A 22647-nucleotide genomic window follows, 5' to 3' on the forward strand; every position below is an offset into this window, starting at 1 on the left:
TCCCCCGCCAGGGGATGAGCAAGGAGGGGATCACGCCGCATCGGCGCTCTCGCGAACGAAATCGCCGGGGAAATGGGTGATGGCGCTCATCACCGGATAGGGGGTGAAGCCGCCGAGCGCGCAGAGCGATCCGAGCTTCATCGTCTCGCAAAGGTCCGCCACGAGCGCCAGGTTCGACGCGGGGCGATCGCCCGCGATCACCTTGTCCATCGTCTCGCGCCCGCGCACCGCGCCGATGCGGCACGGCGTGCATTTGCCGCAGCTTTCGATCGCGCAGAATTCGAAGGCGAAGCGCGCCTGCACCGCCATGTCGGCGGTATCGTCGAACACGGTGATGCCGCCATGGCCGATCAGCCCATCCTTCGCCGCAAAGGCTTCGTAATCGAACGGCGTGTCGAACAGGGCGGGGGGGAAATAGGCGCCCAGCGGTCCGCCGACCTGGACGGCCTTCACCGGGCGGCCGTTGCCGGTGCCGCCGCCGATCTTCTCGACCAGCTCGCCCAGCGTCACGCCGAACGCGGTTTCATAGAGGCCGCCGTATTTTACGTTGCCGGCGAGCTGGATCGGCATGGTGCCGCGCGAACGGCCCATGCCGTAATCGGCATAGGCCTGCGCGCCCTCTGCCAGCACGAAGGGCACGGCGGAGGCGGTGAGGATGTTGTTGACCACCGTCGGGCAGCCGAACAGCCCTTCCAGCGCCGGCAGCGGCGGCTTGGCGCGAACCTCCCCGCGCTTGCCCTCCAGGCTGTTGAGCATCGAGGTTTCCTCGCCGCACACATAGGCGCCGGCGCCCACCCGCACCTCCAGCACGAAGGGGGCTACGATCTGCGCCGACAGGCGGATCGCGGCGCGCATCTTGGCGATGGCGTGCGGATATTCGGAGCGGATGTAGATATATCCGCGTTGCGCGCCCACCGCGAGCGCGGCGATCGTCATCCCTTCGATCAGCAGATAGGGGTCGCCCTCCATCAGCATGCGATCGGCGAAGGTGCCGCTGTCGCCCTCGTCGGCGTTGCAGACGATGTATTTGCGCGGGTTCGCCGCCTTGCGCACCGTGTCCCACTTGATGCCCGCGGGGAACCCCGCGCCGCCGCGGCCGCGCAGGCCGGAAGCCTTCACCTGCTCCACGACTGCCTCGGGCGTCATCGTGCGTGCGCGTTCCAGCCCCTTCCAGCCCCCGGTCGCGGCATAGTCGTCCAGGCTCAGCGGGCGCGTCTTGCCCGCCCGCGCGAAGGTGAGGCGAGTCTGCGCGGCGATGAAGGGATGATCGGCGATCTTGCCGATGCACAGGCCGCCGGCCTGATCGGCCAGGATGGCCTCCACGTCCGCCGGGCTGGCGGGGCCATAGCCGAAGCCGTCGATCTCGACGAGCGGTTCCAGCCAGTGCATCCCCCAGCTCGATACGCGCACCACCTCATGGCCCAGTTCGGCGAAGCGGCGGGCGACGCGATCGGCGCCGCAGGCGATCGCCAGCGCATCGTCGGAAATCCGCACCACCGTCACATCGCACCTATCAGTTCGGCCACGCCGCGCTCGTCGAGCCGTGCGTACAGGTCTTCGCCCACCATCGCGTTGGGGCCGACGGAGCACAGGCCCAGGCAATAGACCGGCTCGATCTTCACCCGTGCGCCCGCCACCCGCTCCGCATGCGCGGCCAGCGCCTCGCCGCCGCGCGCCTGGCAGCTTTCGGCGCGGCACAGCTTCAGCACCGGGCGCGTCTCGGGCTTGTCGTGGAAATCGTGGTAGAAGCTCACCACGCCATGCACCTCGGCGCGGGTGAGGTTCAGCGCATCGGCGATGCGGCGCTTGGCGGCTTCGTCGACGCAGCCGAATTCGGCCTGCACCGCGTGGAGGATCGGCAGCAGCGGGCCTTCCTCTCCGGCATGGCGGCGAATCGCCGCATCGAGGCGCGCCTCGCGGTCTGTCGTCGGGGTTTGGGACATGGAACTCAAACTACCCCCTTCGCGCCGATGATACAATGAAATGATATGCAACACATACTAATTCGCTGTGCCTTCCCGGCGCTTTCGGATGCGGCGCGGCCGCGGAATGCTGCGCAGCAAATCGCCGTGGCCATGCGGCCGGCCGCACCTGTCCGTGCGTGCGCATCCAGGGCGATAGGGCGATAGGGCGGCAGGCTGCAAGCGGGAGCTGAGGGGTGGGCTTTGCCACATCGGGCGCGGCGCAAATGCCGGCGCGGAATCGCGCGGCGCGTGCTGGCGCTGGCCCATCATCGTCCCCCTGTCTGTTATTTTGTATGCAACGCTTACAAATATTCGGGCCGTGGCGAAAGTGGAATTGTCCGCGCCGGCCGTCAATCCTCCAGCCAATAGGCGATCGCGCGCATCTCGATGCTGGCGCGCGGGGGCGCATCGGCGGGGCAGTCCGGGTTGTCGAACGCGACGTGGGGCACGCAATGCGCCGCCGCAGGATCGCTGTCCCAGGTCTTGAACACCACCGCCTGATCGCGATCGAGATCGCTGAACCAGTGCCAGCGGTGCGCCGGGTTGTGCGCCACTACCAGCCCCTCGAACGACCAGTCCGGATGCCCCGGCCGATCGAAGATCGCGTCGGCGGCGATCAGGTCTTCCGGCGCCACCGAGCGCGCGTCGCACAGCGCCAGCGGCACGTCCTGCGGCGGCGGCGAGATCGCGCGCCACACATTGTAGTGCGCGACCCGTCGTATCCGCCGCCCCTCGGGCGCCGATCGTCCGGAGAACTGGACCGCCGTGGCGTCCGAGATATCGACATGGGCGAAGCGCGCCGGGCGCGAATTGTCGAGCGCGCCCGACAGGTCCGATCGTTCGGCGAAGCGCAGCGCGCCGTTGCCCGTCACGCGCACATGGTCCGCGCCGGTCAGGCGGCGAAGCAGCCCGGCGATCTCGTCCGGATGGGTCGCGGCTACCGCGGCGGCATCGGCGAAGTCGGTCACGGCGCTGACGTGCCGGACCAGCACGAAGCCCTGGCGATCCAGCGTCGTGCCGCCGTCGCGCGCATCCGCGATCGCCATCGGCGCCGCCGCGACCACCACCGTATCGCGCGAATGATCGTTGGCGAAATAGCGCATCCGCTCACCGGTGCGCGCGACATAGTTGATTGCGGCCTCCACGCGGCCTCTCCCACCCTGCGCCCGCCGCGCGGGAATCTTCTTGGCGGATGTATGTAACACATACGGAAAGCCGCTCAAGAAGGTGCATGCTGCGGCAGTGCGGCAAGTCAATGGTAGTTGCAAAGCTATTACTTTAAGTACCAGTTATCAGTAATACTAGGATTGTTGCAGAATGTGATGCAATAGCACCATTGCGGCGATTTCTTTCACTGTGTCTTGTCAACACGACAACCGTATGTCCTACTCACAAAGTTGCATCTCGCCGAAGGTGCAATGGAGTGTGTGGAGACGGTATCGCCCCCGAAGGGGCCCGGTCCGCCAGTCCGAGACATTAGGAGGGAATGCCAATGATGGGGGTTACCCGTAGTTTTTCCGCGGCGCGCGGAATGATGTTCCTTACCGCTTCGGCGGCCGCCATGATGGCTGCCGCACCGGCCTGGGCTCAGGATGAATCCGGCGACCAGGGGAAGCAGAACGACGACATCGTCGTCACCGCGCAGTTCCGCGAGCAGCGGCTTCAGGATACGCCTCTGGCCATCACCGCCGTCGATGCCGGCCTGCTCGAGGCCCGCAGCCAGGACGATGTCGAAGCGATCGCGCGCCAGGCGCCCAGCGTCACGCTCAACGAGATGGGCGGCGCATATGGCAATTCGATGGGCGCATCGATCCGCGGCATCGGCCAGTTCGACTTCAACCCGGCCTATGAGCCCGGCGTGGGCATGTATGTCGACGACGTCTATTATGCGTCGCTGACCGGCGCCAACTTCGACCTGCTCGACCTCGACCGCGTCGAGATCCTGCGCGGCCCGCAGGGCACGCTGACGGGCCGCAACTCGATCGGCGGCGCCATCAAGCTGTTCTCGAAGAAGCCGAACGCCGAAAGCTCGGCCTTCGCCGAGCTCGGCTATGGCACGCGCAACCGCATCGAGGTGCGCGCGGGCGCCAACTTCCCGCTCGGCGAGAACCTGTTCGCCCGCATCTCCGGCGTCCACAAGAGCCAGGACGGCTATGTCGACCAGATCGACTATGGTTGCGCCAAGCCGGGCAACGCCCAGGGCATCCTGCCGTCGGTCACCACCGCGCGCGACTGCGTGGTCGATAAGCTGGGCGGGATCAACTATTCGGGCCTGCGCGGCGCCGTCCGCTATGAAGGCGCGGGTTTCGACATCCAGCTCATCGGCGACTATCAGCGTTCGGACCGCACCAGCGCCGCCGAGGTGCCGATCGTCGCGAATGGCGATGCCGCGAGCTTCCTGTGCGGCCCGCTTTGTACCTATGCGAGCTGGTATCTGCCCGCCTCGGGCGCGGCCGGAAACTGGTCGCAGGGGAACCGCAACGAGTTCACCGGATTCGGCTTCTCGGGCCATATCGACATCGACCTGAGCGACAACATCCAGCTTCAGTCGATCACCGCCTATCGCGAATACAACAACAAATGGGGCACCGACGACGATTTCACGCCGACGCTGACCCGCGCGGCCGGCGGCTACAATGATCTCGACTTCTGGTTCTTCAGCCAGGAGGTCCGCCTGAATGCGTCGCTCGGCGACATCGCCGACCTGACCGTGGGCGGCTTCTATTCGGATCAGCGCAGCACCTATTTCACGATCCAGGACATCCGCTACATCGTCCCGGGCGTGCCGCTGCAGTTCATGGGCAACGATCCGATCAACGCCGACACCAAGGCCGCATTCGGCACGCTGATCCTGCACCCCGCGCCGAACCTGAACGTTACCGCGGGCATCCGCTACACCGACGAGCACAAGGACTATACCTTCGTCCGCAAGCGGCTTGACGGCACCACGGGCGCGGTGGGCTTCGGCGTCGAGGCGCTGGATGGGCTGACCGCCAACTACAACGGCGACAAGATCGACTGGCGCGTCTCGGTCGACTACCGCTTCTCGCCCGAGGTGCTGGCCTATCTCACCGCGTCTACCGGCTTCAAGGGCGGCGGCGTCACGGCGCGTCCGTTCCTGCCGCAGCACGCCCTCCAGGGTACGTTCAACCCGGAAACGGTGACGTCGTACGAGGCCGGCCTGAAGACCGACCTGTTCGATCGCACGCTGCGCCTGAACCTGGCGGCCTATTACAACAAGTACAAGAACATCCAGCTCCCGCTGTCCGATTGCTCGGCCTATGGCGGCGGCCCTTGCGCGGTCGTGGCGAACGCGGGCGACGGCAACATCTGGGGCTTCGAAGCCGAACTTTCCGCCCAGCCGGTCGAGGGCCTGATGATCGACGCCTCGGTGAGCCTGAGCGGGTCGGAATATACCCGCATCTCGCCCGCGGTCGGCGCCAGCACCACGCTGAACGATCCGATCGTGTCGCCGGAGTTCCAGGCCAGCATGGGCATCCAGTACGAAGCCTCGCTGGGCGGCACCGGTTCGATCACGCCGCGCTTCGACATCTCGTATCGCGACAAGACCTTCGCCGGCTATGGCCTGGATGCGGCGGGCACGCAGTATCGCTATTTCGACGATTACGCGCTCGCCAACGCACGCCTGACCTGGAACAACGAGGACAAGGACCTCTCGATCGCGCTTGAGGTCACCAACCTGTTCGACAAATACTACATGCCGTTCCGGTTCGACGCGGTCTATGCGTTCGCCGGTACCGCCTATGCCCAGGTGGGCCGCCCGCGCGAGTGGCGGATCAGCGTGAAGAAGGAATTCTGAGGATACCCTCCCGGGGCGCGGCCTGTCCGCGTCCCGGTTCCTGAAACTGACGCGGCGGGCCCTGGTGCCCGCCGTTTTTTCTTGGCCCGCGCGCGGACCCGCTTGCGCGGCGAGGGCGCGGCGGCGAAACTCCGGCGATGCGGATGTCGCGATCGGCGCTGGCGGCGGGCCTGTTGGCTCATGCGATGGGCGGGGCACCGGCCACGGCGCAGACCGCGGGCGGCGCCGCCGAGGTTCGCGTGGCGTTCGACCGGCGGGGCGTCACGTCCGTCCAGGCGCGCGGGCCGGCCGATCGCGCGGCCGGGCGGCGGGTGGCGGCGGGCGATCCGGTGCGTGTCGCATCGGTGAGCAAGCTGGCGGTGGCGCTGGGCGTGATGCGGCTGGTGGAGAAGGGCACGCTGTCGCTCGATCGCGACGTCTCGGATTATCTGGGCTGGCGGCTGCGCAACCCGGCCTTTCCGGAGGTGCCGGTCACGCTGCGCCTGCTGCTGTCGCACCGTTCGAGCATCACCGACGATGCCGACTATATCATCCCGCTGGGCACCGCGTTGCGCGACTGGATGCAGCGCCCGGCGATCTGGGATGCAGCCCACGCCCCGGGCACCTGGTTTCGCTACACCAACCTGAACTTCCCCGTGATCGCGAGCGTGATCGAGGCGGCCACCGGCCGGCGGTTCGACGCGGTGATGCAGGCGGAGGTGTTCGCGCCGCTGGGGATCGACGCCTGTTTCAACTGGTCGGGCTGCGGCGCCGGCGCGGTGGCGCATGCGGTGGTCCTGTACAATGAGAAGGGCGAGGTGCGGCGCGACGACCTGAAAGGCGCGCCGCCGCCGTGCCTGGTGGTGGCGGAGGGCGCTTGCGACCTTTCCGCCTATCGCCCGGGCGACAACGGCGCGCTGTTCGGGCCGCAGGGCGGGCTCCGCATCTCGCCGCTGGGACTGGCGCGGATCGGCCGGATGCTGCTGGCGGGCGGGGAGGGGTTCCTGACCCCCGCGTCGATCGCGGAGATCGAACGGCCGCACTGGACTTTCGACGGCGCCAACGGCGACAGCGAGCAGGGCTTCTATTGCGCCTATGGCTTGGCGGTGCAGCTTCTGGCGACGCGCGCGCCGGGATGTGCCGACGATCCCTTCGGCGACGGGCGGCTGCGCAGCGGCCATGCGGGCAGCGCATACAACCTGCGATCGGGGCTGTGGATCGATCGGCGGCGCGGGCGCGGCGTGGCCTATTTCGTCACCGCGGTTCCCGATACGGCCGGGCCGGGTCGCCGCTCCGCCTTCACGCCGGACGAGGAGCGGCTGGCGCGGGGGCGCTGAGCCCCGGCGCGGCCGCTCAGTGCGCCAGGCCCAGCATCTCGCGGGTTTCGCCCGCGCTGGCGACGTCGGCGCCCAGATGCTCGATGATCTCGCGGCCCCAGTTCACCAGCTCCGCGTTGTTGTTGGCCAGGCGGCCGCGGCGCAGGTAGATCGTATCCTCGAACCCCACGCGCACGTTGCCGCCCAGCAGCACCGCCTGCGCCGCCATCGGGAAGCTGTGGCGGCTGACGCCGAACCCGGTCCATTTCGCGCCGCGCGGCAACTGGTTCTTGGAGTACATCATCGCCTCGGGCGTGGCGGGCAGGCCGTATTTGGTGCCCAGCACGAAGCTGTACGGCGCGTGCTTCGGCAGTGCGCCCTTGGCCATCAGGTCGTCCGCGAACACAAAGTCGCCCGCCTCGAAACATTCGATCTCGGGCAGCACGCCCGCATCCTGGATCATATGGCCCATGCGGGTGATCATCGGGTCCAGGTTGATCGCCGCGCCGCCCCACAGGTTCATCGTGCAGATGTCGAGGGTACACATATCGGGCTTCAGGTCCAGGATATGCTCCAGCCGCCGCTCGGCGGTGAACATCAGCGTGCCGGGGCCGGGAAGCGCGGGGTCTTCCTCGCTCTGCATCCAGGTGCAGCCCGGGCCGGTGGTGACGTTCAGGATCACCTCATTGTTCTTCTGGCGGATCATGCCCACCACGGCGCGGTAATCCTCCAGCTCCTGGCTGGGCACGCCGGTTTCGGAATTGCGGACGTGGATGTGGATGATGGACGCGCCGGCCTCCGCCGCGGCAAGCGCTTCGGCGGCGACATGCTCGTTGCGGAAGGGGAAGTGCGGGTGGTTCGGCATCGGCGAGCTGCCCGTAACGGCACAGGTGATGAATACCTTGTCAGCCAAGCTCGCTCTCCAGCATCGGAACCGCTATGGTGCGTTTCATGGGACGAGGCTTGCAGAAAGAGCGGCGCGCGCGAAAGGCGAGCGCCTATTCCATTATCACCACTAACCGGTTGCTGGCATGGCACAGCGCGAAGAACTGACGCGGTTCCTTAAGGCCGCGCGCGCGCGCATCGCGCCGGGCGAGGTCGGCCTTCCCGCCGGCGAGCGCCGCCGCGCCCAGGGCCTGCGCCGCGAAGAGGTGGCGACGCTCTCCGGGATGAGCGTCACCTGGTACACCTGGTTCGAGCAGGGCCGCGACGTCCAGCTCTCCGCGGCGATGCTGGAGCGGCTGACCGGTGCGCTCAAGCTGAACCCGCAGGAGCGCGAATATCTGTTCGCGCTGGCGCAGCATCGTCCGCCGCCGCTGGCGACCACCCCCGACGACGTTGTCCATCCCGCCATCCAGCGGATGATGGACAGCCTGACGATCCCCGCCCAGGTGCTGACCGAGGACTGGACGATCATCGGCTGGAACCGGATCGTGACGCACCTGTTCCGCGATTATTCGCAACTGCCGCCGTCGGACCGCAACCTGTTCAAGATTCTGATGCTGGAGCCGCGCTACCGTTCGCAGCAATATGGCTATGAAGAGATGGCGCGGAAGCTGACCGCCCGGCTGAAATGGGACTATAGCCGTACCACCCGGCTGGAGGTGTTCGACGCGCTGATCGCCGAGATGCTGGAGGTTTCGGAGACCTTCCGCCAGTTCTGGAACGAATCGGAGATCGTCGCCCATTTCGAGGGGATGCACACGCTGGAGGTGGCCGGCGTGGGATCGATCACCATGCAGCACACCTCCTATGTGATCGAGGAGGCGCCGGGCCAGCGCATGATGATCTTCGCGCCCGTGGACGAGCTGAGCGCGTCGCGGCTGCGTTCGGTGGTGGAGGCGATGCCGGCAGCGTGAGGCCGCGGCGCCCGCCCGCATGAGGGGCGGGCGCCAGCCTTATCGTTGACGCGGGCGCCAAGCATGCGTAACCGCCGCGGTCTGATGGCTACCTACCTCGACTTCGAGAAGCCGATCGCCGAGCTGCAAAGCCGCATCGACGAGCTGCGCCGCACCGCAGAGGGCGGCGACGTGGATATCGCCGCGGAAATCGCGCCGCTGCAGGCGAAATCGGACAAGTTCCTGCGCGAAGCCTATTCCAGGCTGACTCCGTGGCAGAAGACCCAGGTCGCGCGTCACCCGGAGCGGCCGCACTTCAAACATTATGCCGCCGGGCTGATCGACGATTTCATGCCGCTGGGCGGTGACCGCGCCTTTGCCGACGATCAGGCGATCATCGGCGGGCTGGGCCGGTTCCGCGGGCGTCGCGTGCTGGTGATCGGGCACGAGAAGGGCGACGATACCACCAGCCGCCTCAAGCATAATTTCGGCATGGGCAAGCCGGAGGGCTATCGCAAGGCGATCCGCCTGATGCAGCTTGCCGACCGCTTCGGCCTGCCGGTGCTGACGCTGGTCGATACCTCGGGCGCCTTCCCCGGCATCCAGGCCGAGGAGCGCGGCCAGGCCGAAGCCATCGCGCGATCGACCGAGGCGTGTTTGAACCTGGGCGTGCCGCTGGTCGCGGCGATCCTGGGCGAGGGCGGATCGGGCGGCGCGGTGGCGCTGGCGGCGGGCAACAAGGTGCTGATGATGGAGCACGCGGTCTATTCGGTGATCTCGCCGGAAGGCTGCGCATCGATCCTGTGGCGCACCGCCGACAAGGCCGCCGAGGCCGCGGAGGCGATGAAGGTGACCGCGCAGCACCTGCTGGAGCTGGGCGTGATCGACGGCATCGTGCCCGAGCCGCTGGGCGGCGCGCATCGCGATCCGGCGCGGGCGATCGGCGCGCTGGGCGATGCGATCGAGGGCGCGCTGGGCGAGCTGGACGGGCTGAACCCCGATGCGCTGCGCCAGACGCGGCGGGCCAAGTTCCTGGCGATGGGCCGCGCGCGCTGATTTCTGCGCGGCGTCGCTGAAGCGGCGCCGTCCGGAACGCAAAAGGCGGCGGAGCCCGCCGGCCCCGCCGCCTTCCTCTCCATTGCCCGGTTAAGGCCTTACGAGGCCTTCATGTTGGCGGTGACGTTGCTGAAGGTGGTGGTGAGCTGGTTGCCCAGCCCCTGCATGGCGGCGATTGCCGCGACGGCGATGAGCGCCGCGATAAGCCCATACTCAATGGCAGTCGCGCCCTTGCGGCTGCGAAGCAGCTTGCGAATCATCGATACCCTCCCGAGCTTGCCCGCAACCCCGATTGTTGGCGGGCAGCAACGAGCATCTCGTGGCCGGGTTCACCATTCGGAAACGATTGGGCTGAAGCGCGCGATTACCATTCGCGCCGGCCGGTATCGTGCGGCGCAGGCCGCGCATAGGGAGAGGGCGGCGGAACCATGGTCCCGCCGCCCCCGATGTTCGCATTCGTGTTCGAATGAAGGCTTACGAAGCCTTCATGTTCGACGTCACGTTGCCGAAGGTCTTGTTGAGCTGGTTGCCCAGACCCTGCATCGCGGCGATCGCGGCGACGGCGATCAGCGCGGCGATCAGGCCGTACTCGATCGCGGTGGCGCCCTTGCTGTTCTTCAGGAAAGCACGAATCTTCTGCATAACGGTCTCCATCGTCCCAATTGCTTCATTCACCCGGCCGCACCGGAGTCTCCGGCTCGGCATCGCTGAAACTAGGGGGTAGGGGTAAAGAAACGCCTAAGGGGCGATATTGCGATTTCGCTACCGAACCGGCTCAGTTCGATTGCTGAACCTTGCTGCTGACGTTGTTCCACATGCTGGTGGTAACCGTGCCCAGCTCGACGAGCGCCGCCATGATGGCAAGCACGATCAGCGCGAGGATAAAGCCGTATTCGACGGCAGACGCACCGCGCCGATCGCAGGCCAGCGTCCGCACAAAGTCGATCAGCCCTCGCATTGCCGGCGCTTCTCCCTCAAACAAGGCGAAATCTAGTCAAGTTGGATTAATGAAGTGCTGCAAACAGTTTCAGGTTCTTTGCTGATCGTCGTGGCGGCGGCGATGATCGACGCGGACGGGCGCATACTTGTCCAGCAGCGCCCGGCCGGTAAGCCCATGGCGGGATTGTGGGAATTCCCGGGCGGCAAGGTGGATCCGGGCGAGGTACCGGAGGCCGCGCTGGTCCGCGAGCTGAACGAGGAGCTGGGCATCGCGGCCGAGGCATCGTGCCTGGCGCCCGCCGCCTTCGCCAGCGAGCCGCTGGGCGACCGGCACCTGCTGCTGCTGCTCTATGCGCTGCGCAAATGGCAGGGCGTGCCCGAGGCGCGGCATGCAAGCGCGCTCAAATGGGTCCGCCCGCTGGAACTGCACGGGCTCGACATGCCCCCGGCGGACAAGCCGCTGATCGGCCTGCTCGAAGCGTTGGTTTGACGCGAGCGGCCCGCCGCCTGCGCGGCCCCTATGCCGTCCGCGGCTTGAGCGCGTCGGCGAGCGAGGCGGCGGCGCTGCCGCGGCGCGCGGGCTTCGGCTGCGATTCGTCGGGCGCCCAGCCGGTCATATAGACGATCTCGAATCGCTCCGGCGTGCGGCCGTCCGGGTCGGCGCGGTCCGCGAAGGCCGCCGCCGCGCGGGCAACGGCGCCGCGGGTCAGCGGCGGCGTGCCGGGCAGCAGGTTGGTCGCCGCCATGCCGCGCAGGTCGCGGAACAGCCCGGCGATGCTCGCATAGCGCACCGTCAGCGTCTCCGCGTCCGCCACCGGCAGCGCGAAACCGGCGCGGGTCAGCAGATCGCCGGCGGAGCGCACGTCGATCTGCGGATGGATGCGCGCGGCGGGCCGCTCCGCCTCGGCCTCGCGCAGCGCGGCGCGCAGCGTGGCCAGGCTGCCCGCGCCGGTGAACGCCCCCAGGAACAGCCCATCGGGCCGCAGCAGCCGGCGGGCCAGCACCAGCGCGCCGGGCAGGTCGTTGACCTGATCGAGCACCCCCGCCGATACGATCAGGTCGAAGCTCGCTTCCGCGAAGGGCAGCCGGTCTTCCTCCGCCTGCACGCCACCCGCGATCCGGGCGAAGGCGGCGCCGGGGTCCAACCGGGTGATCCGCGCGCCCGGCAGGTCGAAACCGCCGCCGAAGCTGCCCAGGTCCAGCACCTCGGCGAACGATCGCGTCACCGCGGCCAGCCGGTCGTGGATGCCCTCCAGCATATGATCACGCAGGAAGGTGAAGCCGGCGTGTCCAGGCGCGGCGCGATCGCGGCGGCGGCGGCGGATCGCACGATCGAAGATTTCGGGAACGGGGGAGGCGGTCACGCGGGCGCTTGTGCGCCGATGCGCGCGCGGCGACAAGGCGGCATGCGGCTGATGGCCCCGCTCTCCCGCCTCGCCGATCTGGCGTTGCCGCCGCGCTGCCCGGGCTGCGGCGAGATCGTGCATGCCGATCACCGTTTCTGCGCGGCCTGCTGGGCCAGCCTGCGCTTCCTGGGGCCGCCATGGTGCGCCACCTGCCAGGCGCCGTTCGACCACGACCGGGGCGAGGGCGCGCAATGCGGCGAATGCCTGGCCGATCCGCCGCCGCACGATGGCGTGCGCGCCGCCGTGGCCTATGGCGATGTCGCGCGCGGCGTGGCGCTCAAGCTGAAATATGGCGGGCGCACCGCGGCGGCGATCACCATGGCGCAGGCGATGGCGCGGCTGATGCCCGGGGACGCCGGGCTGCTGGTGCCCGTGCCGCTCCACCGCTGGCGGATATGGGGCAGGGGGTATAACCAGGCCGCGCTGATCGCCGCCGCGCTCTCGCGCCAGACCGGGGTGCCGGCCGATCCCTTCCTGCTGCGCCGGGTAAAGGCCACGCCGGTGCTGCGCGGGCTGGGCGCGCGGCGGCGGGCAAAGGCGGTGGCGGGCGCCTTTGCGCTGGCGCGGAACGCGCGCGCGACGCTGAAAGGGCGGGCGGTGGTGCTGGTGGACGATGTCCACACCAGCGGGGCTACCGCACGCGCCTGTGCCCGGGTGCTCCGCCGGGGCGGGGCGGCGCGGGTCACCGTGCTGTGCTGGGCGCGCGTGCTGGAAGGGGATGGCACCGATTGACAAGCCGCCGCGGGCACCTCACCTCTGGGCCATGGCGACCGTAGAGATCTACACCAAGGCGTTCTGCCCCTATTGCGCGCGCGCGAAGGCGCTGCTCGAAGCCAAGGGCGCGGACTTCACCGAATATGACATCACCTTCGATACGCCCAAGCGCGGCGAGATGATCGAACGCGCGGGCGGGCGCACCACCGTGCCCCAGGTCTTCATCGACGGCCGCCACATCGGCGGATCGGACGATCTTGCCGCGCTCGATCGCTCGGGCGGGCTGGACCCGCTGCTCGCCGCGTGACCCGCGCCGCGCTGCTCCAGATGACGAGCGGGGTCGATCCCGCCGCCAACGCGCGCGTGCTGGCCGAAGGCGTCGCAGGTGCGGCGGCGGGCGGCGCGGCGATGCTGTTCACGCCGGAGATGTCGGGCCTGCTCGATTCCAACCGTCAGCGCGCCGCCGCGTCGCTTGCGCGCGAGGAGGAGGATCGCGTCCTCGCCACGGTGCGCGAGGCGGCGGCGAAGCATGGCGTATGGGTCCATCTGGGCAGCCTGGCGCTGTTGCAGGAGGGCGGCAAGCTCGCCAATCGCGGCTTCGTGATCGACGGCACGGGCGAGATCCGCGCGCGATACGACAAGATGCACCTGTTCGACGTCGATCTGCCGACGGGCGAAAGCTGGCGCGAATCCGCTACCTATGCGCCGGGCAAGGGGCCGGTGACCGTCGATACGCCGCTCGGGCGGCTGGGGCTGGCGATCTGTTACGACCTGCGCTTCCCCGGGCTGTTCGCGGCGTTGAGCGATGCGGGGGCGACGCTGTTCGCGCTGCCCGCCGCCTTCACCCGGCCGACGGGTGCGGCGCACTGGCACATCCTGCTGCGCGCCCGCGCGATCGAGGCGGCGGCCTTCGTCATCGCCGCCGCGCAGACCGGCGAGCATGAGGACGGCCGCGCCACCTATGGCCACAGCCTGGTCGCCGATCCCTGGGGCGAGCTGCTGCTCGACATGGGCGAGGCGCCGGGGCTGGGCTTTGCGGAGATCGATCAGGCGCGCGTCGATGCGGCGCGCGCGCGCGTTCCCGTGCTGCGTCACCGCCGGGCGATGCCGGAGGTGGAGGCGCTGTGATCGTCTTCGATCTCAAATGCCCCGGAACCCATGTGTTCGAGGCGTGGTTCAAGTCGAGCGCCGCCTATGAGGAGCAGCGCGCGGCCGGGATGATCGCCTGCCCGGTGTGCGGCGATACGCAGGTGTCGAAGGCGGTGATGGCGCCCAATGTCGCACCCAAGGGCAATCAGGCGCGCCCAGCCGCCGGCGCCCAGCTCCCTGCGCCCGCCCCCGGCGGCGGGGCAGGCGCGGAGCCGCCGCCCGAAGTGCTCAAGCAGGCGATCGCCGTCGTCGCGGAGATGCAGGCGAAGCTGCTCGAAGGATCGCAATGGGTGGGCATGTCCTTCGCCGATCGCGCCCGCGCGATGCACAGCGGCGAGGAGGACGCCGCCCCGATCCACGGCCAGGCGACGCTGGAACAGGCGCGCGAGCTGGTGGAGGACGGCGTGGAGGTCGCGCTGCTGCCGCTGCCAGTGGTTCCGCCCCAGGCGCGCAATTGACCGGCACGCCCGCCGCCACTACCAACCCGCCCCACGCCCCGGTAGCTCAGCAGGACAGAGCAACGGTTTCCTAAACCGCAGGTCGGGAGTTCGAGTCTCTCCCGGGGCGCCATTTTTTGTTGCCTCAGGCGCCGGTGCGGACATCCGCTCGCCTGGCTTCCCTCGAAGAAGCCCGCCCGCAGGCCGCATCCGGCGTTGCCGCGCGCGCGAAGCGCGCTATGGTGGCCCGGGTTGCGCAGCAGGGGAAGGCAATGCGTCCGAAGTCCGTCGTCCTGGCCGAACGTCTCTATTTCGCCGCCTGGCTGCTATCGGCCTTTCTCGACATCTATTCGCTGTGGACCCGCTGGGACATGCTCCAGCGCAGTCTCGACCTCCAGACCGTCGGGCTTGCGCCGGCGATCGTGGGGGGCGTGCTGGTCGCGCTGCTCTATCTGGGGCTGCTCTATCTGGCGGTCCGCATGCGCAGCAACCTGGCGCGCTGGCTGCTGGCGATCCACGCCCTGGTGCTCATCGTGCTGGCGCTGGGCAACTTCTATGCCGGCGCGCTGGCGGCGGGGCTCCCCGGCGTGCTGATGCTGGCGATCACCTTGCTGCGGGGCTTTGCCGTGTCGCGGCTGTTCCTGCGCGATGCCGCGGCCTGGTATGCCGGGCGCTATACGCCATCGTCGGTGTCGGCCGCCTGATCCGGCTGCTCCCGGGGGTCAATCCCCCGGGAACGTCTCATAGGCGTCGTTGGGCCAGCGGAAGCTGGTGTAGGTCAGCATCACGCTGAACGTCGCCGCCGCGACCTGATGCCACCAGCCGACCGGGATATAGAGCAGGTCGCCGGGGTTCAGCTCCACCTCGAACTGGCGCACGTCGCGCGCCTGGGGGTATCGGGCCAGGCATTCCGGATCGGTGATGTCGTGCACCGCGCTGAACACGTGGCGGTGATTGGCCATCCGGGGCGTTTCGCTGGGCGGGACCAGCACCAGGCATTTGGTGCCCACCACCTGCGCCAGCAGGTTGTTGGTCAGATCGAAATGCAGCGGGGTGAAGGTGCCCGCCGGGCCGATCCACAGCATCCCGGGATCGCGCGTCAGATATTCGCCCAGATGCCCCAGGTCGGAATCGAGCACCGCCAGCGCCTCGCGATTGGTGCTGGCGTTATAGGCGGTGAGATAGGCGTCGTTGCCGCCGCCGCTGCCGCCGATCAGATCGATGAAGGCGTCGAACGCCATGCGGTGCTTGTGGTTGTCCTTCAGCAGCTCGAAATCGTCGGCGGCCTCGCGCCCGCCCTGGAATTCGATCGGCGCGGCGCCCACGCGCTGCTTCAGGTATTCGGGCGTCCAGCGCTCCAGCGCCGGCCAGCCCTCCATCGCCCCGGTGATGATCACCGGGCGGCCGGGGGCGTAATATTCGTCGAGGAAATCCTGCCCGGAAAGCCTGTGGACGCGCGGGATGCCGCCGGTTCGCGTGGAGAGCGCGCGCTGGCGCTCGGCCACCGCAAGCGTCCAGTCGCGCCGGGCCAGGTCGCGGCTGGCGGCACGCTCGGCGGGGACGGCGGGCTGATCGGCGATCGAATTGCGCGCGCGGCGCGGCGGCGCGGCCTCGAACAGCGCGTCGAAATCGATCGGCGTGAGCGAAGCGGCCAGCTCGTCGCGGATGCCGGTGAACAGCGGCGCGGCGGGCGCCGCAGCCACGGCCACGGCTTCGCTCTCCGGCTCCGGCTCCGGCTCGGGCGGCGGGGGAGGCGCCTTGCGCTCCACCCGGGCGGTCACCACGATCTCCTCTTCCTCGATCTTCGGCGCGTGGAAGCCGGCGGGGCAGCGGAATTCGGGCAGGCGCAGCTTGGAAACATGGTCTTCGGCGCCCGGCTCGCCATCCGGCTTCAGCCCGCGGTAATAGAGTTTCTGCCACTTGTCGGCAGGCGCGGTCGGGTGCGTCTCCTCCACCCATTTCTGGAAGGCGTCGCGCGATGCGGACCAGCTCAGGAAGTCGCGCTCCAGCTCGGGCTGGCTGGAGAGCGGCCGGATCTCCGGCTCCACGCCCTCCAGCAGATTGCGCTGGACCGGGAAGAAGAAGCAGAAGGGCTCGTTCTCCTCGAACCGGATCCACTGGTTCGGCCGGGTGAAGCGCCAGTTCATCGTGAAGCTGTACGGCGACCAGTCGGTCTCGATCACGCCGCCCAGCGGTGCGATGCCGTCCTTGGCCGAATTGGGCGATCCGCCCACCCACAGGTTCCAGCCGGGCGGGGTGCGGATGATGCCCTCGATATGGAAGGTGATCGTCGCCTGGCCGAACAGCGCCACGGGCACGTCGCGCGGATTGGCGCCCGGATCGGCGCGCACCTCCACATCGGTGGGCAGCAGCCCGCCGTTCCAGCGCGCCTCGAACCCGCAGGGGCTCAGCACCTCCCAGCCGTGCGAATTGGCGATCGCCAGCGGCAGGCAGCGATAGGCGAAGCGCTCGAAGCTCGCCTCCATCCACTCGCGCTTGGGCGCCGCCGGGCGGATCCGCGGCTTCCAGCCATCCATGACGTAGCAGACGATTTCCATGCGCGTCCCCGATATTCCCGGCCGGTGCGGCCTTGGCGGGCAGCAAAACTGCCCGGCCCGGCCGGGTCAAGTGGGGTTATCCGAACCAGCGCAAAAGCACACCGCTGCTGATCAGGTTGAACAGGCTGGTGACGGTCAGCACCACGCCCACCAGCAACAGCAGCAGCCGGGGCTTCACACGCTTGGCGAACATCGCGCCAAAGGGGGCGGCGATGATCCCGCCCAGCAGCAGCCCCGCCGTCGCCTGCGTCACCGCCGCCCAGCCGAGCTGCGACAGGAAGGTGATCGAGATGGTGAGCGTCAGGAAGAACTCGGCGGTGTTGACGGTGCCGATCGTCTTGCGCGGGCTGGCGCCCTGGACCAGCAGGTTGGAGGTGACGATCGGCCCCCAGCCGCCGCCGCCCGCCGCGTCCAGGAAGCCGCCCGCCAGCCCCAGCGGCTCGATCACCTTGGGCTTGCGGTCCTGCGGCGGGAAGCGCCAGCCGCGATACAGCAGGTTCAGGCCGATCAGCGTCAGGTAGATCAGGATGAACGGCTTCGCGAGCGAGGCATCGATGTTCGACAGGACATAGGCGCCCAGCACGCCGCCGATCACGCCCGGGATCATCAGCCGGAAGAAGATCTTCCAGTCCACGTTGCGGTGGGCGACATGGCTGACGCCCGAAACCGCGGTGGTCACCGTCTCCACCGCATGCACGCCGGCGGAGGCCGCCGCGGGCGGCACGCCCAGGCTGAGCAGCAGCGTGTTGGAAATCACGCCGAACGCCATGCCCAGCGCGCCATCCACCATCTGCGCCGCGAATCCCACGAGCACAAAGGCGAGGAAGGCGGCTGGTTCGATGGTCGTCAGGTCCACGGACATCTCCCGGGCTGGCCGCGGACTTAATGCCCACGTAATTAGTATGATATACGCCGATAGCGGTTATCGGCGCGGGAATCCATAGCGCAGGATCGTCGCGCCGCTGGAACGATGCGGCGGACAACCGGCTCCGCGCGACGGACCGATCGGCCCTGCACGCCGTGGCATCATGCCAGCAGCTTGTATCCGGCGAATGCCAGAACGGCGGCCAGCGCGGGCTGGATCACCTTTTCCGGTACCAGCGCCGAAAGCCGCGCGCCGATCACGATGCCCGGGATCGATCCCAGCAGCAGCAGCCCCAGCAACCGGAAGTCGACGGTCCCGATCAGCAGGTGGACCAGCCCGCCGACCAGCGCGATCGGCACGGCATGGACGATATCGGTGCCCACCAGCTTCCTGAGCGACAGGCGGCGCGGATAGAGCATCAGCAGCATCGTCGCCCCCAGCGCCCCCGCGCCGACCGAGGTGAGCGTGACCAGCAGCCCCAGGATCGCTCCGGCGCCCACCGTCGCCGCCGCGCGCAGCGTGCGGAAGGCCGAACCCGCGCCCAGCGTGACATGCGCCGCCGCCCGAACCAGCCGCCCGCGAAACAGCGTGGCGACCGCCGTGGCCACCAGCACCGCGCCCAGCCCGTGCGAGAGCAGCCCCGGCCCGATCCGTTCGATCCCCAGATGCCACAGCCACAGCCCGGTGAGCAGCGCGGCGGGGATGCTGCCGATCGCCAGCAGCCGCACCACGCCGAAATCGACGCTGGCGTGGCGATGATGGGCATAGCCGCCCACCGTCTTGGTGACCGCGGCGAACCACAGGTCGGTGCCGATCGCGGTGGCGGGCGCCACGCCGAACATCAGGATCAGCAGCGGCGACATCAGCGAACCGCCGCCCACGCCCGTAAGCCCGACGATCAGCCCGACGAGCAGCCCCGCCAGCGCGTTGAGCGCATCCATCATGCGGGCGCGGTTCCCGCCGCGGCGATCAGCGCCAGCAGGTGATCGGCCAGCTCCGGCCGGCAGAACAACAGGTCGGGCACGCGCGTATCGGCGTTGTTGTAGACCAGCGGCGATCCGTCCGCGCGCGATGCGTGGAGCCCGGCGGCCAGCGCCACCGCGGCCGGGGCGCAATTGTCCCACTCATATTGGCCGCCGGCGTGGAAATAGATGTCGGCCTCGCCGCGCACCACCGCCATCGCCTTGGCGCCCGCCGATCCCATCGGGATCAGCTCGGCGCCGATCGCCCCGGCGATCGCGGTCACTTCGGCGGGCGCGCGCGTGCGGCTCACCACCATGCGCGGCGGCGATTGCGCGGGAATCGGGGCATAGGCGCCGTCGGTGGCCAGCGTGAGGCCCAGCGCCGGCAGCGCGACCGCGCCCACCTCCGGCCGCCCGTCGATCGCCAGCGCGACATGCACCGCCCAGTCGCTGCGGCCTTCGCCATATTCGCGCGTGCCGTCCAGCGGATCGATGATCCACACGCGGCGGAAATCCAGCCGCTTGCGGTCGTCGGCCGATTCCTCGGACAGGAAGCCGTCGTCCGGCCGCGCGGCGCGCAGCCGCTCCAGGATCAGCGCGTTGGCGCGGCGATCGCCCTCGTCGCCCAGCGCACGGCCCTGATGCCCTTCCTCGCGGATGGCGAGCAGCAGGCGCCCCGCCTCGGCCGCCACTTCCGCGGCCAGCGCGGCGTCGGTCAGCGATGCGGCGCTCACAGCACGGGGCTCCACACGCCCATGATCGCCTCGACGATCTGCTCGGCCGCCTCTTCAGGCGCGGTGCGGGTGGTGTCGATGCGGATCTCGGGGTTCAGCGGCGCCTCATAGGGGCTGGAGATGCCGGTGAAATTGGCGAGCTGGCCCGCGCGCGCCTTCTTGTACAGGCCCTTCACGTCGCGTGCCTCCGCCACCTCCAGCGGGGTATCGATGAAGATCTCGAAGAACTCGCCTTCGGGCAGCATCCGGCGCACCATCTCGCGTTCTGCCCGGAACGGCGAGATGAAGGCGGTGAGCACGATCAGCCCGGCGTCGGTCATCAGCTTCGCCACCTCGCCAACGCGGCGGATATTCTCGATCCGGTCGGCGTCGGTGAAGCCCAGGTCCTTGTTCAGCCCGTGGCGGATATTGTCGCCGTCGAGCAGGAAGCTGTGCTTGCCCAGCGCGTGCAGCTTCTTCTCCACCAGGTTGGCGACGGTGGACTTGCCCGATCCCGAAAGGCCGGTGAACCACAGGAGGCGCGGCTGCTGGTGCTTCTGCGCGGCATGCGCCTCGCGGCTGATCTCGATCGCCTGCCAATGGACGTTCTGGCTGCGGCGCAGCGCGAAGGCGATCATTCCGGCGGCCACGGTGCGGTTGGTGATCTTGTCGATCAGGATGAAGCCGCCCAGGTCCTTGCTGTGATGCGCGCCATCGCCGGCATAGGGCTCGAACGGGATGCCGCGATCGGTATAGACCTCCGCCACGCCGATATCGTTCAGCCCCAGCGTCTTCACGCTCAGCTCGGCCATGGTGTTGACGCAGATCGCGTGCCGGGGCTGCTGCACGGTGGCGGAAACGGTCGAGGTGCCGGTCTTCAGCCAATAGGCGCGTCCGGGGAGCAGCTCCTCCTGGTCCATCCACACGATCGTCGCCTGAAACTGGTCGGCCACCTGGGGCGGGTCGTCCGCCGCCGCGATCACGTCGCCGCGCGAACAGTCGATCTCGTCGGCCAGGGTGATGGTGACCGATTGCCCCGCCACCGCCTCCGGCAGGTCGCCGCCCATGGTCACGATCCGCGCCACCGTGGAGGTGCGCCCCGAAGGCAGCACCCGCACCGCATCGCCAGGCTTCAGCGTGCCGCTGGCGATCAGCCCGGCAAAGCCGCGGAAGTCCAGGTTGGGACGGTTCACCCACTGCACCGGCATGCGGAACGGCCGCGCCTGATCGGCGGTTACGTCCAGCTCCACCGTCTCCAGATGGTCGATCAGCACCGGCCCGTCATACCAGTCCATGCTGGCCGATCGCGCCGCGATATTGTCGCCCGCCAGGCCGGATATCGGGATCGGCACGAACGCCTCGATCCCGATCGATTTCGCGAAGGCGGCATAATCGGCCACGATCGCGTCGAACACCGCGCGGTCATAGCCGACCAGGTCCATCTTGTTCACCGCCAGCACGATGTGGCGGATGCCGATCAGGTGCGCGAGATAGCTGTGCCGCCGCGTCTGCGTCAGCACACCCTTGCGCGCGTCGATCAGGATCACGGCCAGGTCGGCGGTGGACGCGCCCGTCACCATGTTGCGGGTGTACTGCTCGTGGCCCGGCGTGTCGGCGACGATGAACTTGCGCTTCTCGGTCGCGAAGAAGCGATAGGCGACGTCGATGGTGATACCCTGTTCGCGCTCGGCGGCGAGGCCGTCGACCAGCAGCGCGAAATCGATGTTCTGCCCCTGCGTGCCGACGCGCTTGCTGTCGCTCTCCAGCGCGGCGAGCTGATCCTCGAATATCTGCTTCGAATCATAGAGCAGCCGGCCGATCAGCGTCGATTTGCCGTCGTCCACGCTGCCGCAGGTGATGAAGCGCAGCAGCGTCTTGTTCTGGTGGAGCGCGAGATAGGTCTCGATGTCCTGGGCGATCAGATCGTCGGGGCGGTAGGATGGGGCGCTCATCAGAAATACCCCTCCTGCTTCTTCTTCTCCATGCCGGCGCCGCCCGCGTCCTTGTCGATCGCGCGGCCCTGGCGTTCGCTGGTGGTGGTCAGCAGCATCTCCTGCACCACCTCGGCCAGCGTCGCGGCCTCGCTCTCCACCGCGCCGGTCAAGGGATAGCAGCCGAGCGTGCGGAAGCGCACCGATCGTTCCACCGGCACCTCGCCGGGCTTCAGCGGAAAGCGATCGTCGTCCACCATCAGGATCAGCCCGTCGCGCTCCACCGTGGGCCGCGGCGCCGCGAAATACAGCGGCACGATCTCGATCCCCTCGGCCATGATATATTGCCAGATGTCGAGCTCGGTCCAGTTTGAGATAGGGAAGACGCGCATGCTCTCCCCCCGGGCCTTGTGCGCGTTGTACAGCCGCCACAGCTCCGGCCGCTGGTTCTTGGGGTCCCAGCGGTGGTTGGCGGAGCGGAAGCTGAACACGCGCTCCTTGGCCCGGCTCTTCTCCTCGTCGCGCCGCGCGCCGCCGAACGCCGCGTCGAAGCCATATTTGTCCAGCGCCTGCTTCAGCCCCTCGGTCTTCCACATGTCGGTGTGGAGCGCGCCGTGATCGAACGGGTTGATCCCGCGCTCCATCGCCTCGGGATTATGGTGGACCAGCAGGTCCATGCCCGCGTCGTGCGCCGCCTTGTCGCGCAGCGCGTACATCGCCCGGAACTTCCAGGTGGTGTCGACGTGCAGCAGCGGGAAGGGCGGCGGCGCGGGATAGAAGGCCTTTTTGGCAAGATGCAGCATCACCGCCGAATCCTTGCCGACGGAATAGAGCATCACAGGCTTCTCGGCCTCCGCGACGACCTCGCGCAGGATGTGGATGCTTTCGGCTTCGAGCCGCTGGAGATGGGTCAGTGCCCGGGTGTTCATTCAGGTGTCTTTGCCGCAATCTGGTGTCGCGATGCCAGCTAATGGCTGATCGCGCGCGGTAGCACCTGTTT

General features: G+C 68.5%; 24 protein-coding genes and 1 tRNA gene. 11 read left to right on the plus strand and 14 right to left on the minus strand.

Annotated features, from left to right (window positions below; all coding sequences use genetic code 11):
* Positions 1 to 30: 30 nt before the first annotated feature.
* The 3 genes from OM513_RS06375 to OM513_RS06385 all read right to left on the minus strand — a co-directional run bounded on the left by OM513_RS06375 (position 31) and on the right by OM513_RS06385 (position 3109).
* Positions 31 to 1503, minus strand: a complete 1473-nt coding sequence (locus tag OM513_RS06375; RefSeq protein ID WP_264943314.1) for an NADH-ubiquinone oxidoreductase-F iron-sulfur binding region domain-containing protein — start codon at positions 1501 to 1503, stop codon at positions 31 to 33.
* Entirely contained in the window at positions 1500 to 1943 is a 444-nt protein-coding gene (locus OM513_RS06380; RefSeq protein ID WP_264943315.1) for an NAD(P)H-dependent oxidoreductase subunit E, read from the minus strand. Before OM513_RS06380 ends, OM513_RS06375 begins: the two co-directional genes overlap by 4 nt.
* Positions 1944 to 2314: 371 nt before the next feature.
* Positions 2315 to 3109: a CmcJ/NvfI family oxidoreductase gene (locus OM513_RS06385; RefSeq protein ID WP_264943316.1), complete on the minus strand. Its 795-nt coding sequence runs from the start codon at positions 3107 to 3109 to the stop codon at positions 2315 to 2317.
* A gap of 419 nt (positions 3110 to 3528) precedes the next feature.
* Between OM513_RS06385 and OM513_RS06390 the strand changes: the two genes are divergently transcribed.
* Both OM513_RS06390 and OM513_RS06395 read left to right on the plus strand, forming a co-directional pair.
* A complete protein-coding gene (locus OM513_RS06390; RefSeq protein WP_264943317.1) occupies positions 3529 to 5784 on the plus strand; it encodes a TonB-dependent receptor in 2256 nt (751 codons plus the stop codon).
* 137 nt (positions 5785 to 5921) lie between these two features.
* Entirely contained in the window at positions 5922 to 7100 is a 1179-nt protein-coding gene (locus tag OM513_RS06395; RefSeq protein ID WP_264943318.1) for a serine hydrolase domain-containing protein, read from the plus strand.
* A gap of 16 nt (positions 7101 to 7116) precedes the next feature.
* Here the strand turns inward: OM513_RS06395 and OM513_RS06400 are convergent, their stop codons facing one another.
* Positions 7117 to 7992, minus strand: a complete 876-nt coding sequence (locus OM513_RS06400; RefSeq protein WP_264943319.1) for a BKACE family enzyme — start codon at positions 7990 to 7992, stop codon at positions 7117 to 7119.
* A gap of 118 nt (positions 7993 to 8110) precedes the next feature.
* Between OM513_RS06400 and OM513_RS06405 the strand changes: the two genes are divergently transcribed.
* Together OM513_RS06405 and OM513_RS06410 are read left to right on the plus strand one after the other, a co-directional pair.
* Entirely contained in the window at positions 8111 to 8938 is an 828-nt protein-coding gene (locus OM513_RS06405; RefSeq protein WP_264943320.1) for a helix-turn-helix transcriptional regulator, read from the plus strand.
* 84 nt (positions 8939 to 9022) lie between these two features.
* The gene (locus OM513_RS06410) at positions 9023 to 9973 is read left to right on the plus strand and encodes an acetyl-CoA carboxylase carboxyltransferase subunit alpha (protein ID WP_264943321.1); all 951 of its coding nucleotides are present in this window, start codon (positions 9023 to 9025) and stop codon (positions 9971 to 9973) included.
* A gap of 98 nt (positions 9974 to 10071) precedes the next feature.
* Here the strand turns inward: OM513_RS06410 and OM513_RS06415 are convergent, their stop codons facing one another.
* The 3 genes from OM513_RS06415 to OM513_RS06425 all read right to left on the minus strand — a co-directional run bounded on the left by OM513_RS06415 (position 10072) and on the right by OM513_RS06425 (position 10931).
* Entirely contained in the window at positions 10072 to 10233 is a 162-nt protein-coding gene (locus tag OM513_RS06415; RefSeq protein WP_264943322.1) for a Flp family type IVb pilin, read from the minus strand.
* A gap of 214 nt (positions 10234 to 10447) precedes the next feature.
* Positions 10448 to 10615: a Flp family type IVb pilin gene (locus tag OM513_RS06420; protein ID WP_264943323.1), complete on the minus strand. Its 168-nt coding sequence runs from the start codon at positions 10613 to 10615 to the stop codon at positions 10448 to 10450.
* Positions 10616 to 10748: 133 nt separating this feature from the next.
* A complete protein-coding gene (locus OM513_RS06425; protein ID WP_264943324.1) occupies positions 10749 to 10931 on the minus strand; it encodes a Flp family type IVb pilin in 183 nt (60 codons plus the stop codon).
* Positions 10932 to 11009: 78 nt separating this feature from the next.
* Between OM513_RS06425 and OM513_RS06430 the strand changes: the two genes are divergently transcribed.
* Entirely contained in the window at positions 11010 to 11402 is a 393-nt protein-coding gene (locus tag OM513_RS06430; protein WP_264943325.1) for a (deoxy)nucleoside triphosphate pyrophosphohydrolase, read from the plus strand.
* Positions 11403 to 11430: 28 nt separating this feature from the next.
* On the opposite strand, the gene OM513_RS06435 is transcribed toward OM513_RS06430, so the two are convergent.
* Complete coding sequence (locus OM513_RS06435; protein ID WP_264943326.1) at positions 11431 to 12276, minus strand: methyltransferase domain-containing protein; 846 nt, start codon at positions 12274 to 12276, stop codon at positions 11431 to 11433.
* Between the two features lie 51 nt (positions 12277 to 12327).
* On the opposite strand from OM513_RS06435, the gene OM513_RS06440 reads away from it, so the two are divergent.
* The 6 genes from OM513_RS06440 (at position 12328) to OM513_RS06465 (ending at position 15322) form a co-directional block, all read left to right on the plus strand.
* Positions 12328 to 13050, plus strand: coding sequence for a double zinc ribbon domain-containing protein (locus tag OM513_RS06440; protein ID WP_380916277.1), 723 nt, complete (start codon positions 12328 to 12330; stop codon positions 13048 to 13050).
* A gap of 31 nt (positions 13051 to 13081) precedes the next feature.
* Positions 13082 to 13339 carry a glutaredoxin 3 gene (gene grxC / locus OM513_RS06445; RefSeq protein ID WP_264943328.1) on the plus strand — a complete coding sequence of 86 codons (258 nt, stop codon included), beginning with the start codon at positions 13082 to 13084 and terminating at the stop codon, positions 13337 to 13339.
* Complete coding sequence (locus OM513_RS06450) at positions 13336 to 14160, plus strand: carbon-nitrogen hydrolase family protein (protein WP_264943329.1); 825 nt, start codon at positions 13336 to 13338, stop codon at positions 14158 to 14160. The genes grxC and OM513_RS06450 overlap by 4 nt, the downstream gene beginning before the upstream one ends.
* The gene (locus OM513_RS06455) at positions 14157 to 14639 is read left to right on the plus strand and encodes a DUF1178 family protein (RefSeq protein ID WP_264943330.1); all 483 of its coding nucleotides are present in this window, start codon (positions 14157 to 14159) and stop codon (positions 14637 to 14639) included. The genes OM513_RS06450 and OM513_RS06455 overlap by 4 nt, the downstream gene beginning before the upstream one ends.
* A gap of 35 nt (positions 14640 to 14674) precedes the next feature.
* Positions 14675 to 14751: transfer RNA gene (locus OM513_RS06460), tRNA-Arg, on the plus strand.
* Positions 14752 to 14890: 139 nt separating this feature from the next.
* Complete coding sequence (locus tag OM513_RS06465; RefSeq protein WP_264943331.1) at positions 14891 to 15322, plus strand: hypothetical protein; 432 nt, start codon at positions 14891 to 14893, stop codon at positions 15320 to 15322.
* Positions 15323 to 15340: 18 nt separating this feature from the next.
* Here OM513_RS06465 and OM513_RS06470 read toward each other — a convergent pair whose 3' ends face one another.
* The 6 genes from OM513_RS06470 to cysD all read right to left on the minus strand — a co-directional run bounded on the left by OM513_RS06470 (position 15341) and on the right by cysD (position 22576).
* Complete coding sequence (locus OM513_RS06470; protein ID WP_264943332.1) at positions 15341 to 17176, minus strand: cupin-like domain-containing protein; 1836 nt, start codon at positions 17174 to 17176, stop codon at positions 15341 to 15343.
* 76 nt (positions 17177 to 17252) lie between these two features.
* The gene (locus tag OM513_RS06475) at positions 17253 to 18038 is read right to left on the minus strand and encodes a sulfite exporter TauE/SafE family protein (protein ID WP_264943333.1); all 786 of its coding nucleotides are present in this window, start codon (positions 18036 to 18038) and stop codon (positions 17253 to 17255) included.
* A gap of 164 nt (positions 18039 to 18202) precedes the next feature.
* The gene (locus OM513_RS06480; protein ID WP_264943334.1) at positions 18203 to 18985 is read right to left on the minus strand and encodes a sulfite exporter TauE/SafE family protein; all 783 of its coding nucleotides are present in this window, start codon (positions 18983 to 18985) and stop codon (positions 18203 to 18205) included.
* The gene (locus OM513_RS06485; RefSeq protein WP_264943335.1) at positions 18982 to 19737 is read right to left on the minus strand and encodes a 3'(2'),5'-bisphosphate nucleotidase CysQ; all 756 of its coding nucleotides are present in this window, start codon (positions 19735 to 19737) and stop codon (positions 18982 to 18984) included. The genes OM513_RS06480 and OM513_RS06485 overlap by 4 nt, the downstream gene beginning before the upstream one ends.
* Complete coding sequence (cysN, locus tag OM513_RS06490; RefSeq protein ID WP_264943336.1) at positions 19734 to 21668, minus strand: sulfate adenylyltransferase subunit CysN; 1935 nt, start codon at positions 21666 to 21668, stop codon at positions 19734 to 19736. Before cysN ends, OM513_RS06485 begins: the two co-directional genes overlap by 4 nt.
* On the minus strand, positions 21668 to 22576 hold the full coding sequence (gene cysD / locus OM513_RS06495) for a sulfate adenylyltransferase subunit CysD (RefSeq protein ID WP_264943337.1): 909 nt from the start codon (positions 22574 to 22576) through the stop codon (positions 21668 to 21670). The genes cysN and cysD overlap by 1 nt, the downstream gene beginning before the upstream one ends.
* Positions 22577 to 22647: the final 71 nt, after the last annotated feature.

This window comes from Sphingomonas canadensis (assembly GCF_026013525.1).
GTDB classification, from domain to species: domain Bacteria; phylum Pseudomonadota; class Alphaproteobacteria; order Sphingomonadales; family Sphingomonadaceae; genus Sphingomonas; species Sphingomonas canadensis.